The sequence below is a fragment of the Bradyrhizobium liaoningense genome, assembly GCF_018130955.1.
Lineage (GTDB): Bacteria > Pseudomonadota > Alphaproteobacteria > Rhizobiales > Xanthobacteraceae > Bradyrhizobium > Bradyrhizobium liaoningense_C.
The window spans coordinates 1-12,845 of the sequence record NZ_JAFCJM010000066.1; the positions used below are offsets into that span (position 1 = coordinate 1).

Genomic DNA, 12,845 nt, shown 5'->3' on the forward strand with positions numbered 1-12,845 from the left:
CAACAGACCTGAACGAAACAAGAATTGTGTTACCCATGTCGTCGGTTTGAACTGTTACCCATCTCGCCGGTTGCTCACGCCGCGGAGCGGCGAGACGGGTGAGGGGTCTCTCTCCGCGCATTCGGATGACTCCGTGCGTGCGGAACGAGACCCCTCATCCGGCGCGCTACGCGCGCCACCTTCTCCCACAAGGGGAGAAGGAAGAAAATCGCGCTCAACCGCCGTGCGATTCGACGACCTTGCGGCAGGAGTCCGACAGTTTTGCCTTGTTCTCGCGCAGGCAGGCGTTCATCTGCGGCGGCTTGCCGATATGCTCCGCACAGAACTTGCTGGCATCGCCGCGGCAGGCCATCTGCTCTTGCGGCGTAGGTCCGGATTGGGCTGACGCGGGCAGGATGGTCGATGCAAGCAGCAGCGCGGCAATGACTGAAATCTTCATGAAGGGCCTCGTTGGGGTTCGTTGTCCGGCTTGAACTCAAGCGGCGCGAACTTTTCGCGCCAGCCGCTCCGGGTCCATGCCATGTTCATGGCATCGGGAAAGCTTCTCAAACAGCGCACGCGTCGCACCCCATTTTCATGGCATGTATCCGCGCGCCGTCTTTTGCCATTTAGCCCGCACGTCGGCTGCGAGAACCGTTGGTTCGCATCGCAAGCCGCACGAGAATGAGGAGCGGAGAGATGTTGAGACAAGCACGAGTGCTGTGCGCTGGGCTGACGGTTGCGGCGCTGGTGACATTCGCGAGCGCGCCGGCGCAGGCGGTGGTGTACTGCAAGACGGTCGGCGTGCCCAAGGGCTGCGTGGTGCGGCCGACTGCGGCAGTCGTGGTTGCACCGGCCGCGCCGGTTGCCGCCGCAGCCGTCGTCACCCCCGGTGTCGGCGCGCCCGGCGTCGGCGTTCGTGCCGGCACGCCCATGAACCGCGGCGGCCCGGTCAACCGCGTCGGCGTGCGCTGATCACCTCGCCCCGCTCAGGTCCGCCGAAGCTTTAGCGAAGGCGGATGCGCGGAGGTGGAGACGAACTCGGGCCAAGGGATCGCCTGCGTACGAACCCCGTCCATCGCAGGACAAGGTCCCGTCCCGAGCCCTCTCTCCGCGCGCCCCACACGGCGGGGAGGGGGTCTTCTTCAGCGCGACGCCGCATCATTGTCGGGAAAGCGCTGCGGCAATTGCAGCCGTACGCTTGTGCCCGTGGATCCGGAGCCGATGTCGAGCGCGGCGCCGCAGCGCGCGGCGCGGCTCTTCATGTTGCGCAGGCCGCGCGCGGCCTGGCCCGCCGTGAGCGCCTCGCCATTGTCCGCGAGCGCAAAACCCTTGCCGTTGTCCTCGATGCTGATGACGCCATAGGGGCCGTCAGGCCCTCCGTCCAGCGTTTCGATCGTCGCCTTGATATGTCGGGCGGAGGCATGCTTGACCGCGTTGGTCACCGCCTCGTCCAGGATTCGTATGATCTGGATGACGTGCCAGGGCCGCAGCTCCGGGTGTAGCGGCAGGCCTTGCGGCGAGGTCACGCGCCAGTCGAGCGCGATGTCGTGCGGTCTGAGCTGTGCCGCCGCACGCTCGCGCCAGGAGCCGAGCGCGAGCATCAGATCGCCGCCGATGTCGTCCATGGAATCGATGACGAGCCGCAGATCCTTCAAGGCAGCCCGCGCCGCTTCCGTAATGGTCGCGCCCGTGTTGCCGCGTTCGGACAGCGCGACGATGCTGATGAGCTGGCCGCCGAGGCCGTCGTGCAGGTCGCGCATCAGCCGGGTGCGCTCGTTGGCGAGCGCGGCTGCGCGCGCGCGCTCCTCTTCGCGGGCGAAACTCGCCTTCAGCCGCTCTTCGGCCTCGCGCACGCGCGTGACGAGCTGGCCGGCAAAACTGTCGACCTGGTTCAACGCACGCGCAAAGCGCCAGGTCAGGCCGGCACCGATCGCGACCAGCATCGCCGAATAGGACAGGCGCGTGACGAAGGTACGATCGTTCTGAATGATATCGAAGACCGAGAGCATGTCGTGAAACCAGCAGGTCAATACGATGGTGACGGCGCAGCCGAAGACGAAGCTCGCCGCGTCCTGCCGCTTGATCACGGCCCGGGTGACGATGATTGCGAGCAGCATCAGGCATACTCCGACCGTCGGGACACCGAGAAACAGAAAGACGATGCGCGGCAAGGGCTGGCTGGCGAACAGCCCGACCAGCAGGATGGTCAGGCCCGGTGCGAAGATCAGCAGCCCGAAGCGCGGCCAGCGCCAGCCGAAGAACAGCACCGCAAAGACGACGACGAGCGCGCTCTCGATCGGCGCCGACGCCAGCAGGATGGCGGCGAGCCGCGGATAGGGTGCGGGCGGCACCGGCGGCGGCACGAACGCCTGCACCGCGCCGACCAGCATTCCAAGCGCCAGCACGCCGTAGACCGGCTCGCGCCGCCGCATCAGCCACATGATGGCGAGGATCACGGCGAGCAGCGACTGCCACGCCGACAGCACCACCGGCACCGTGACGAACAGCAGCGCCCGCGTTTCAAAGGCGCTCCGCAGGCTGTCGTCAGGCCCGACATAGACGGTGTCGAGAAAGCCCTTCAGCGGCCCCCACACGAAGAGCCGCACGGTGATCTGGTTGGCTCCGTCGCGCAGCAGCGAGGACGGGATCACCGCGATCTGCGGCGTGTTGCGGTCGGGCCGGTTGGCGACGTCGTCGCGTCGGGAGTCCAGAACCACGACGCCGTTGACCGCAACCTCCACGGCATTGCTGAAGCGCGGCAGGTACACCGACCATGCCGTTCTGGCGTCGCTCGTCCGCCAGGTGAAGGCGCCCGTGTAGAGCGGCGGATCGGCAAGCGAGTAGCGCGACGCGGTGAAATGCGGCAGCGTCACCGAGCGGGTCGCACCGTCCTCATGCAGCGAGAATTCCGAGACCGCGTAATCGTCGGGATCGTCTGGCGGCACCAGTCGCAGCACCAGGATGCAGGCGATCACGATCAGCACCTGGAGCAGCACATAGGGGACCAGTCGTGAAAGCCGCAGCCTCCGTCGCGTCCATGCCGAGACGGCCGGCTTCGCCGCGATCTCGCTCACAGCTTGATCAGGCCCTGCTGCACCGCCTCGAACACCGCTTCGCTGCGGGTGTGCACCTCGAGCTTGCGGTAGATATTCTTGATGTGCCCGGGCACGGTCTGGCGCGACAGGCCGAGATGGCTTGCGATCTCGGCATAGCTGAAGCCTTTTGCGATGCCCCAGAGGATGTCGATCTCGCGCGGGGTCAGTCTGGCCGTGTTGAGCGCGGGGCCGGGCGGCGGCTCGGCTGTCACCTGTGTCCGCCGCACGATGAAGCGCGCGATCGAGGCCGAGATCGGCGAATGCCCGGCCACGAGGTCGCGCACGGTGGTGGCGATGTCGGTCGGGAAGGCGTCTTTCAGCAGATAGCCGGTGGCGCCGACGGTGATCGCGGAGATCACGCTCTCCTCGTCGCCGAGCGCTGATATCACCATGATCTCGGTGTCGGGAAAGCGCCGCCGGGTCTCGCGGATCAGCTCGATGCCGTGCCCGTCGGGAAGGCGCAGATCGGTCAACAGCACGCGCGGGGCTGCGTCGTTCTGGGCATTGCGGGCCTCGCCGAGCGTGCCGGCGGTCCGCACATCGTAGCCCGCCTTCACCAGCGCATCCTGCAGCCGCCAGCAGGTCGGCGCATCGTCCTCGACCAGCAGGATGGTGATGGTGTCGGCCGTCTCGCCCTGGTCCGTCATCGCTAGAAACCCCGGCCGCGCGTCCCCCGCGGCGTCGATGCCAAGCTTAGCCGCGCAGCCGCGATTGCAACACCCATAATCATGGGGGCGGATGCTCTCTCGACCCGGATGGTTACGGTAGGGTGGGCGAAAGCGTAACCCACCTCTCGCGCGTCGAGCCGTCGCTCGCGTGATCCGGCTGACCACCCCGCGCCGTCGCTCTTGGCTATCCGCCGTTGTCCATCCGCGGCGGCGGATAGCGCCGCGCCAGCATCGACAGCGACAACCGCCGCTCGTCTTCGGCAAGCTCCAGATAGGCCAGCACCTGCGACCGTTTCCAGCCGTCGACGCCGAAGTCCAGCGCCGCCCATTTCTGCGGCTCAGGCCCGTCGAGCCCACGCACCCACACGAAGTAGCGGGGCGGTTGGTCCTGCATCTCGGTCGCGCGTCGTCTTGCCATGGTCGGCTGCTCGGAGCTTGGGCTGAGCTCAGCGTAGCGCGCCGGTGTCCGAACGCAAAATCAGCGATGTCGCTCCGGACAGCGACGACGTGGTCAATACCAGAGATCGCTCGTCGCCACCCGATTGATGTCGGAGAGCCGCCGATCGGCATTGCCGCGGAGATCGAGGCTGGAAAGGAGTGCGAGCAGGTGATGATAGGCAGCATCGGCTACTGCCACCGGCAGCGGCGTCTCGTCATAGGCCTCGATGTAGCGGCCGACGAGGCTGCTCAAGAGCCGGCACAGACCTCGCTGCTCGGGATCGTCAGCGCTCAGGGCATCGAGTTTTTGCTGGAAGGTTTTGTAGGTCCGCAGACCGTGGTGTTGGCCTGAAAGCCAGTTGTGCAGGTCGTTCATGTCAGCTCCTTCGAGTGAGAGAAGAAGCTGCCGGTTTATACAGTGGGAAGGCGATGGTCGGTAGCGAGGGACGTGCAGGGTGGGTATGCCGAACCAGTCCTCGCCAAGGCTTCGGCGAGACAGCCTTCGCTGCAAGAGACGAGAGTCTGGCTTGCCGAGCCGTAGCTGCGAATGCTGGTGCCCCTGGCCGGAATCGAACCAGCACTCCTTGCGGAACTCGATTTTGAGTCGAGCGCGTCTACCAGTTCCGCCACAGGGGCCCTCGAGACGGTCCGGAGACCGGGCGTCGCGAAGCCGGCGGACTATAGCCATGGAAAGGGCGGGGTCAACCCGCGCCAAAGTGATCCGGTGCGTTCTCGACAGGGACGCGGGCCGGGGCTAGAGGCTTGTCACCGTCCCGTTCGAAGAGGCTGTCGTGACCGCCGATAGTGCCGCGATACCAGCGCTGAAGCCCGCAGCCGCCAGTCCGGCGCTGATCGCGTCGCTGGCGGTCACCTTGATTGCGGCCGTGACGATCGCAGGCGCCTGGTTCTTCCAGCTCGTACTGGAGATCCTGCCCTGTCCGCTCTGCCTGGAGCAGCGCTACGCCTACTACCTCGCGATGCCGCTCGGTGCGCTGACGGTGATTGCCGCGCGTAGCGGCGCGCCGCGGCCGCTGCTGCTCGCGGGGCTCGCGGTTCTCGCGCTCGCGACGCTCGCCAATGCGGGCCTGGGCGCCTATCATTCCGGCGTCGAATGGGGATTTTGGCAAGGCCCGACCGATTGCTCGGGGCCGGTCGTCAATCTCGGGAGCGCCAAGGATCTGTTGTCGCGGCTGGACACGGTGAAGGTTGTTCGCTGCGACGAGGTGCAGTGGCGCTTCCTCGGCTTCTCGCTCGCCGGCTACAACGTGCTGATCTCGCTACTGATGGCTGCGATCGCGGCCTGGGGATTTGCGTGGACGGCGAGGCGATAAATCTCGCACCTTGCGAGGCGACGTAGGGTGGGCAAAGGCGCATAGCGCCGTGCCCACCATCTCTCCACGACCTCAGCGGAAGCGGTGGGCACGCTTCGCTTTGCCCACCCTACGGCATCTAGCGACTCGCTAATCGTCCACGTCGTCCTGCGTGCGCCCGAACAGGTGCACGATGCCGGGCGTCGCGATGGTCACGAACACGAAGCGCGACAGGTGATGCGCGCCGACGAAGATCGGGTCGATGTGCAGGGTCAGCGCCAGCGCCAGCATGGCGTCCATCGCGCCCGGTGCGAAGGCGACGACGACGTCGGAAAATTTCACATGCGTCGTCAGCACCACGATGCCGACGAAGATTGCCGAGACCAGAATCGCCACCGCGAATGAGCCGAGCGCGGCATGGATGTGGCCGGCGAGCGTCTTCACCTTCATCCGCGCAAAACGGCTGCCGATCAGCGCGCCGATGCCGATCAGCGCTGCGCCGCGCACCCAGTTCGGCAGGCCGCCTTCGATCCAGCCGCCGCCATGCAGCACGCTGGAAGCGATCATCGCGCCGAACATCCAGCTCGCCGGAAATTTGATCAGCCGCAAAACCAGCGAGAGCGCGAGCGATGCGATCACGAGCACGAAGAGCTCGAGCGGCGAGGCGATCGCCGTCGTCATCGACGGTGCGGCCGAAGGCGCAACGCCGGCCAGCGCCAGCACCATCGGTAGCGCCGCGGTGAGGATGATCACGCGCATGGTCTGCACCACGGCGATGCCCGGAAGATCCGCGCCGCGCTCGACCGCCAGGATCGTGATCTGCGACAGCGCGCCGGGACTGCCGGCGAGGAACGCTGAGGTGCGGTCCCAGCCATGGACGCGCTGCAGATAATAGCTCGAGCCGAAGGTCGCGCAGAACGTGGCGGCCGCAAGCAGGGCGATGGTGAACGGATAGGTGCTGACCTGCTGGATCAGGTGCTTTGACACCACCGAACCGATCGAGATGCCGAGCAGCACCAGCACGGTCTGGGTCAGCATCGCCGGCATCGCGAGCTGGCGGCCGGCAATCGCGGCGATCCCGACGGCGATCATGGCACCCGAGATCAGCCCGCCGGGCAGGTTGGCGACCAGGAAAACGAGCCCGCCGGCGGCACCGATGACGAGCGTCTCCACCGCGCTGCGGATCGCGGCGCGGGAGGGCAGGTCAAAGGGCAGGGAGGCGGTGATTTGCTTCACGCCGCCTTATGGCAAATCGCACCCGTGCGCACAATTGCGGCCAGCTCATGCCGCAAATGCGCGCCGCTCCCCGCCGCACGAGGCAGGGAGATTGTGACGGGACTACTTCGCCTTCTCGGCGGGGGCGGCGGTGCCGGCCTTCGCGGTCTTGATGCATTCGGAGCGGAATTTCTTGCGCTCCTTGCCATGCAGGCCCTTGGCGTCCGCCTGCTTGGAGCATTCGAGCGACTCGGCCGAGCGCTCCTTCGGCGGCTTCTTCTCGGTGGTGGCCGCCGTGGTGCTCTTCGCATCGGTCTTGGCAGACGGCGCGGCGGTCTGCGCGAAGGCGGTGCCGGTGGCAAGGAGCGAAGCGAGGGCGACGGCGGCGAGGCGCGAGGTGAGGGTCATGGCGTTGAACTCTTCGTCTTCCGGAGTTGAAAGCGGGCGCCAAAGCTCGGCCCGCGATGCTGAACGCGACATGAATATTCGAGACGACGCGATCACTAAATTTTGGCCCCGAAAGGCATCGATTCCTTGTCGGGAGCCGCCGACACGCTAGGATAGTGATCCCAATTTGCTTCCCTTAGGGGGAGGCCAAGGAGGAGACCAGGGATGAAACAAGGGATGATGATTCAGGCAAGATTGTTGTGCGCGGTTGCGGTGTCGGGTTTCGCGGCGCTCGTCGCCTCCGCCCCGGCGCAGGCGCTGACCACGCAGGAATGTAGTGCGAAGTATCAGGCGGCCAAGAAGGATGGCTCGCTCGGCACCATGAAGTGGAACGACTTCCGCAAGGCCCAGTGCGGCGCGGACGCCACGGCCACGCCGACCGCCGCTGCGCCGGCTGCACCCCCGCCCGCCGAGCCGAAGCAGGCGAAGAAGGAGGCGGCTCCCGCCGCTGCGCCGACTCTGCCTGCCGGTCCCGCGATCTATCCGAGCGCGGTCGATCCGAAATATGCCAAGGAAACCGCCGGCAAGGCTCGCCTGCACACCTGTGTCGACCAGTACAACGCCAACAAGGCGACCAACGCCAATGGCGGCATGAAGTGGATCGAGAAGGGCGGCGGTTATTATTCCGAATGCAACAAGAAGCTGAAGGGTGCCGCCTAAGCCCTCAGATGACGCGGTGGCCGGAGCAAAGCTCCGGCCACTTGCTTTAGGCCAATCGACTTTAGTCCAGTAATTTCTCGGCCGACTTCGCCACGAGCTGTGCGCGCTTGCGCGGGCTGCGCTCGAACAGCAGGCTCTGGCCGAAGATGAAGCAGTAGAACAGGAACGCCTGCGCATCGGCTTCCTCGGGTGCGAGTCCCGTGGCGCGATAGAGTTCGGCCACGTTCTTCAGGCGTGCCGCGTCCACGCTCGCCACAGCCGCCGCGGCGCTATCGTCCGAACGCGCCCATTGCCGGATCGCAAGCTCGATCGCCATGCCTTCCGGGTTCATCCGTTCGGAATAGAGCTGGATCAGCGCCTTGAGCCGGTCGCGGGCGTTTTGACCCTCGAGGCTCGTCTGCTGCGCGATCGCCGCCGTGCGCCCCTCACGCCAGCGCTCCAGCATCGCACCGAGCAGCGCGGCGCGGTCGGCGAAGCGGCGGTAGAAGCCGCCCTTGGTGACGCCGAGATTCTTGGCCAAAACCTCGACCCTCACCCCCGCGACGCCTGACGCCGCGAGCTCCTTGAAACCCGCCTCGACCCAGACATCGCCCTTGCCGTCGCTCATGGAGCCTCTCCGATTCCTGGAGCCTCACCCGTTCCTGGAGCCTCACCGATTCTTGATACGGTACCGTATTGCTAACGCGCCGGGCGCCTGATACGCTACCGTATCAACAATGATAAGAGCGGCAGTTGCAATGCGGGAGGAGGCGACCTATCGCGGCACGGTCTATCCGTGGCAGTGCGATCACGTCGGCCACATGAACATCATGTGGTATGTCGGCAAATTCGACGAAGCCAACTGGAATCTGTTCGCGCGCCTCGGACTGACACCGGGCTATTTGCGCACGTCCGGCCGCGGCATGGCCGCGGTGCAGCAGAACATCAGCTACAAGCGCGAGCTGCTCGCCGGCGACATCGTCGAGGTCCGCAGCGTGCTTCTCGAAGTGCGCGACAAGCTGATCCGCTTCCGGCATGACATGACCAATGTCGAAACCAGCGAGATCGCCGCAACCTGCGAGATCACCGCCGTACATATGGACCGCGCGGCGCGCAGATCGGCGCCGTTTGAAGCTTTCATCAGCGAGAACGCGCTGCGGCAGCTCGCCGAACCGGTCATGGCGTAAGCAATGGCTGCGTTCGAGCCGAAGAACCCCGATTACCGCACCGCCGCGGTTGCCCTGTTCGCAGGACAGCCGGCGATGCACACGCTTGGCATCTCATTGACGAAACTGGCGCCGGGCGAGGCGGAGCTTGCGATGGATCATTCGCCCGCCCTCACCCAGCAGAACGGCTTCGTCCATGCCGGCATCGTCACGGCGGCGCTGGACAATGCCTGCGGCGTCGCCGCGTTCACGCTGATGCCGCACGAGGCCGACATCCTCACCGTCGAGTTCAAGACCAATTTGCTTGCGCCGGCGCGGGGCCATCGCTTCGTCTTCAAGGCCGAGGTCGTCAAGCCTGGCCGGACGCTCACCTTCTGCGAGGCCAAAGCCTTCGCCGAACGTGACGGCACAACGACGCTGATCGCGACCATGGCCGGCACGCTGATGGCGCTGCTGCCGCGGCCGCCGGGCGCCGCCCCGGCATAGCCAGCAAGGCTCGGCAGATCTGGGCCAAACGCGCTCCTGGCGCGATGACATCGCCCCATCGAGGCTCTATATGATGCGTAACAATTCGCGGGCCGGCACCGTACAGGCGGTGATGGGACCGAAACGGGACGAGATATGACGAAATTCAGGGACGACAGCGGCCTGGCGCCGACGCGGCGCAGGGCTCTGACGCTGATCGGAGCAGGCGCGCTGCTCGGCGGCGGCATCGCTTCCGCCGCCGCTGCGACCGACGACGAGGTGCTGACGGAAGCCAAGGTGCTGCGCGATCCGGATGTACCCGTCGCCGGCAACCCCGACGGCGATATCACCATCGTCGAATGGTCGGATTACAATTGTCCCTATTGCCGGAAGCTCGAACCCGAGCTTCGCCAGGTCGTCCAGGACGACGGCAAGGTGCGGCTGGTGACGAAGGACTGGCCGATCCTCGGTCCGGTCTCGGTGACGGCGGCGCGGATCGCGCTCGCTGCAAAATTCCAGGACAAGTACAGCCAGGCGCATGACACCATGATCGGCGTCAGTTCGCGACTGACTGAGCCGCGCATCAACGAGCTCCTGGCCGCTGCCGGCGTCGACATGGACCGTCTGAAGCGCGACCTCGCGGGTCGCGCCAAGGACATCGATGCGATCCTGAAGCGCAACAGCGATCAGGCCGAGGCGTTCGGCTTCAGCGGCACGCCGTCCTTCATCGTCGGAAAATTCCGCGTGCCGGGTGTGCTGACCATGGCGGAGTTCGAGCAGGCGATCGCCGACGCGCGCAAGGCGAAGGCCGGCAAGAGCAACTGAGAGTAATTGAGAAGGGTCATTGAGCCCAATCAAGCATGACAAAGGCGCCGTCGTTGCTGACGACGGCGCCTTATCATTGTCGCGGAATGCGGCCGGCTATTTCGACGAAATTCTCACCCAGTCCTTATGCGCGCGATCCCGCAGCGCATCCCAATCGGCCTTGGCGACATCCCAGTTGACGATGGTGCGATTGGTCGCAGCAACGTCGCTGCCGGCCGACGTCTGCATCGAGTCATGGATATAGACGCCGACGCCAAGCAGCAGCGCGCCCAGGATCATTCCGAACAACATCTTCATAGAGAACCTCCGGTGTCCGGCGACAACGCCGGTGCGGGGAGATGGTTCCCATGACCTTAAGGCGAGCGTATGGACGACTCATTCATCCCCCGTTCAGCCATTGCAGCAGCTCTGCGTTGATCTCGCGCGGATAGCAATGGCTGAGGTCGTCGATTTCGCGATAGGTGACGTTGGCGCCGGCCGCCGATAGCGCGCCTTGCGTCTGGCGCGCGACCTGCACCGGAAACATCCAGTCGAGCTTGCCGTGGGTAATGAAGACCGGTAGCCCCTGCAGCCGCACGGGATCAGCCATTTCCGCCATCAGCGGATGGAAGGTGGCCGAGACCGGCGCGAGATGCGTGAAGGGTGAGGCGGCATCCAGCCCGCTGACATAGCAGAAGGTGCCGCCGTCGCTCATGCCGGTCAGCAGCATTCTCGAGGGATCGACGTTGCAGCGGCTGCGAACGGTCTCGAGGATGCGCATCAGGTTGGGCGTGTCGGTGTCGTCGCCCATCAGTGCCCAGGTCGGTCCCGTGGCGGTTGGCGCGACCAGGATCGCGCCAAGACTGCGCGCGTCGCGCAGCCAGCTCCAGAGGAAGCCGCGGCCATTGCCGCTGCCGCCATGCAGGGCCATCACCAGCGGCCAGGCGCGGTCAGGCGCGTAGTATTCCGGCACATAAAGCGAAAAGCCGCCGCGGCTGCCTAGCTCGTTGTGATCGTGGAAAATGCCGGTGTGCTCGCCGGCCGCCGCGGTGAGCCGCGTCAGCAGGTCCTGATCCCCGCGCGTCGCGGTGGTGAGGAAGAAGCTGCTGACCGGCGGGAATTTTGCGGCGAGCGGATAGAGCGCTTCCTGCGCGCGGGGCACATGGCGCAATGCTCGGAACACCGCGACGAGATCGCCCTCGCCGCGTTGAACCGTGCGCAGGCCGGCGAAGGCTGCAAGCGTTTCATCGCAGGCCCGTTCGATCAGGCCGCGCATGTCCGCAAATGCCTGCGGCCATTCACCGAGGCGCGAATGCGCCGCTCGCAGGGCCTCATCCGGCGTATCGATTGCCTGCATAACGGATTCGAAGGCCGGCGGATGCAAATGGCGCGCGACGAAGCCGAGCCCTTCCAGCGCGTTGAGCAACGGCGGGAGCACGGCCACGATGTCGTCCACCACGGCCTCGCTCATAGTAGCTCCTCCGTGGCTCGCGCTGTCACTGGCGGTGTGTCGATTCAGTGCAGCTTTGGCTGCTTCAGCAGCTTGAAGCGATCCGTCGAGGTTACCGTCACGTCGAAGGTGACGCCTTCATGATGCACCGTGAGCGGTACGTCGACGCCCGCGGCGCCGAGCGACCACATCTTGCGATAAAAGTCGGTCTGGCTCGTCACCTTCTCGCCGTCGACGGCCAGGATGACGTCGCCGGTCTTGAGCTCGGCACGCGCTGCGGGCCCGTTGGAGGAGATGCCGATCACCACGACGCGGTTGTCGATCTCGGTCGAGAACAGGCCGAGCCAGGGGCGCGCCGGCGTGTTGACGCGGCCAAACTTGCGCAAATCGTCGAGGATCGGCCTCAAGAGGTCGATCGGCACGATCATGTTGACGTGCTCGGCCTTGCCCTCGCGCTCCCGCTCGAGCTGGAGCGAGCCGATGCCGATCAGTTCGCCGCGCTCGTTGATCAGCCCGGTGCCGCCCCAGTTCGGATGCGCAGGGTAGGTGAAGACCGCCTCGTCCAGCAGATATTCCCAATAACCGGCAAACTCCTGCTTCGCCACGATCTGGCTCGCGACGGAGCGCGTGCGCCCGCCCGCACCGCCGACCACGACGCGGTCGCCGATCCGCGTCGCCGCGGAAGAGCCGAGCGGGATCGGCTCGAGGTCGAGATGGCCCAGCGCCTGCACCAGGCCGAAGCCGGTGACGGAATCGAAGCCGAGCACGTGGCCTTGCACGACGCGTCCATCGCCACGATGCAGCCACACTGCCTCCGCCTCGGTGATGAGGTAGCCGATGGTGAGCACCAGGTTGTCGTCGATCACGACGCCGTTGCCGGCGCGCTCGGTGCCGAGCGTCTCGGCACTGAAGGCGTCCGGCGGGATGATGGAATGCAACCCGACGACCGAGGACAGCGCGCGGTCGAGATCAAAACCATAGTCGCTCGCGCGGGGCTGATGTGCCGGCGGCACTCTCCATTCGGTCATGGTGGGCATGGAGCTCTCCTGGGCCTGTTGACGCCGCTGTTCATGCGGCGCGAACCGTTTGGTAATCTAGGACGCGAAGCGCCGTCTTGAAAGGCTGCCGGAACCGTTGACCACGCGAATTGATGAGTGTCACATTTC

At 65.7% G+C, this 12,845-nt stretch carries 17 protein-coding genes and 1 tRNA gene; 6 read left to right on the forward strand and 12 right to left on the reverse strand.

The window, feature by feature from the left end; all coding sequences use genetic code 11:
* Window positions 1-214 precede the first annotated feature (214 nt).
* The gene (locus tag JQ632_RS32740; protein ID WP_212406783.1) at window positions 215-439 is read right to left on the reverse strand and encodes a cysteine rich repeat-containing protein; all 225 of its coding nucleotides are present in this window, start codon (window positions 437-439) and stop codon (window positions 215-217) included.
* Between the two features lie 239 nt (window positions 440-678).
* Here JQ632_RS32740 and JQ632_RS32745 point away from each other — a divergent pair, with 239 nt between their 5' ends.
* Window positions 679-954 carry a hypothetical protein gene (locus JQ632_RS32745; protein ID WP_212406784.1) on the forward strand — a complete coding sequence of 92 codons (276 nt, stop codon included), beginning with the start codon at window positions 679-681 and terminating at the stop codon, window positions 952-954.
* A gap of 170 nt (window positions 955-1,124) precedes the next feature.
* Here JQ632_RS32745 and JQ632_RS32750 read toward each other — a convergent pair whose 3' ends face one another.
* From JQ632_RS32750 to JQ632_RS32770, 5 genes are all read right to left on the reverse strand, one after another.
* Entirely contained in the window at window positions 1,125-3,056 is a 1,932-nt protein-coding gene (locus tag JQ632_RS32750; protein ID WP_212406785.1) for a sensor histidine kinase, read from the reverse strand.
* On the reverse strand, window positions 3,053-3,724 hold the full coding sequence (locus tag JQ632_RS32755; RefSeq protein ID WP_212406786.1) for a response regulator transcription factor: 672 nt from the start codon (window positions 3,722-3,724) through the stop codon (window positions 3,053-3,055). Before JQ632_RS32755 ends, JQ632_RS32750 begins: the two co-directional genes overlap by 4 nt.
* Window positions 3,725-3,929: 205 nt before the next feature.
* Window positions 3,930-4,163, reverse strand: coding sequence for a hypothetical protein (locus JQ632_RS32760; protein ID WP_212406787.1), 234 nt, complete (start codon window positions 4,161-4,163; stop codon window positions 3,930-3,932).
* A 93-nt stretch (window positions 4,164-4,256) separates the two neighbouring features.
* Complete coding sequence (locus tag JQ632_RS32765) at window positions 4,257-4,559, reverse strand: hypothetical protein (protein ID WP_212406788.1); 303 nt, start codon at window positions 4,557-4,559, stop codon at window positions 4,257-4,259.
* 175 nt (window positions 4,560-4,734) lie between these two features.
* Window positions 4,735-4,819 (reverse strand) — tRNA-Leu (locus tag JQ632_RS32770).
* 155 nt (window positions 4,820-4,974) lie between these two features.
* Here JQ632_RS32770 and JQ632_RS32775 point away from each other — a divergent pair.
* The gene (locus tag JQ632_RS32775) at window positions 4,975-5,514 is read left to right on the forward strand and encodes a disulfide bond formation protein B (RefSeq protein WP_212406789.1); all 540 of its coding nucleotides are present in this window, start codon (window positions 4,975-4,977) and stop codon (window positions 5,512-5,514) included.
* A 129-nt stretch (window positions 5,515-5,643) separates the two neighbouring features.
* Here the strand turns inward: JQ632_RS32775 and JQ632_RS32780 are convergent, their stop codons facing one another.
* A complete protein-coding gene (locus tag JQ632_RS32780; protein ID WP_212406790.1) occupies window positions 5,644-6,729 on the reverse strand; it encodes an AbrB family transcriptional regulator in 1,086 nt (361 codons plus the stop codon).
* A gap of 102 nt (window positions 6,730-6,831) precedes the next feature.
* The gene (locus JQ632_RS32785) at window positions 6,832-7,116 is read right to left on the reverse strand and encodes a PsiF family protein (RefSeq protein ID WP_212406818.1); all 285 of its coding nucleotides are present in this window, start codon (window positions 7,114-7,116) and stop codon (window positions 6,832-6,834) included.
* A 216-nt stretch (window positions 7,117-7,332) separates the two neighbouring features.
* Here JQ632_RS32785 and JQ632_RS32790 point away from each other — a divergent pair, with 216 nt between their 5' ends.
* The gene (locus JQ632_RS32790; protein WP_212406819.1) at window positions 7,333-7,815 is read left to right on the forward strand and encodes a hypothetical protein; all 483 of its coding nucleotides are present in this window, start codon (window positions 7,333-7,335) and stop codon (window positions 7,813-7,815) included.
* A 61-nt stretch (window positions 7,816-7,876) separates the two neighbouring features.
* On the opposite strand, the gene JQ632_RS32795 is transcribed toward JQ632_RS32790, so the two are convergent.
* Complete coding sequence (locus tag JQ632_RS32795) at window positions 7,877-8,422, reverse strand: TetR/AcrR family transcriptional regulator (RefSeq protein WP_212406791.1); 546 nt, start codon at window positions 8,420-8,422, stop codon at window positions 7,877-7,879.
* Window positions 8,423-8,552: 130 nt separating this feature from the next.
* Between JQ632_RS32795 and JQ632_RS32800 the strand changes: the two genes are divergently transcribed.
* From JQ632_RS32800 to JQ632_RS32810, 3 genes are all read left to right on the forward strand, one after another.
* A complete protein-coding gene (locus tag JQ632_RS32800) occupies window positions 8,553-8,981 on the forward strand; it encodes a thioesterase family protein (RefSeq protein WP_212406792.1) in 429 nt (142 codons plus the stop codon).
* Between the two features lie 3 nt (window positions 8,982-8,984).
* Window positions 8,985-9,446 carry a PaaI family thioesterase gene (locus tag JQ632_RS32805; RefSeq protein WP_212406793.1) on the forward strand — a complete coding sequence of 154 codons (462 nt, stop codon included), beginning with the start codon at window positions 8,985-8,987 and terminating at the stop codon, window positions 9,444-9,446.
* 135 nt (window positions 9,447-9,581) lie between these two features.
* Entirely contained in the window at window positions 9,582-10,250 is a 669-nt protein-coding gene (locus JQ632_RS32810; RefSeq protein WP_212406794.1) for a DsbA family protein, read from the forward strand.
* A gap of 96 nt (window positions 10,251-10,346) precedes the next feature.
* On the opposite strand, the gene JQ632_RS32815 is transcribed toward JQ632_RS32810, so the two are convergent.
* From JQ632_RS32815 to JQ632_RS32825, 3 genes are all read right to left on the reverse strand, one after another.
* Window positions 10,347-10,547: a hypothetical protein gene (locus tag JQ632_RS32815; protein WP_212406795.1), complete on the reverse strand. Its 201-nt coding sequence runs from the start codon at window positions 10,545-10,547 to the stop codon at window positions 10,347-10,349.
* A gap of 82 nt (window positions 10,548-10,629) precedes the next feature.
* On the reverse strand, window positions 10,630-11,700 hold the full coding sequence (locus JQ632_RS32820) for a phospholipase (protein ID WP_212406796.1): 1,071 nt from the start codon (window positions 11,698-11,700) through the stop codon (window positions 10,630-10,632).
* Window positions 11,701-11,744: 44 nt separating this feature from the next.
* Window positions 11,745-12,716: a S1C family serine protease gene (locus tag JQ632_RS32825; protein ID WP_212406797.1), complete on the reverse strand. Its 972-nt coding sequence runs from the start codon at window positions 12,714-12,716 to the stop codon at window positions 11,745-11,747.
* Window positions 12,717-12,845 lie beyond the last annotated feature (129 nt).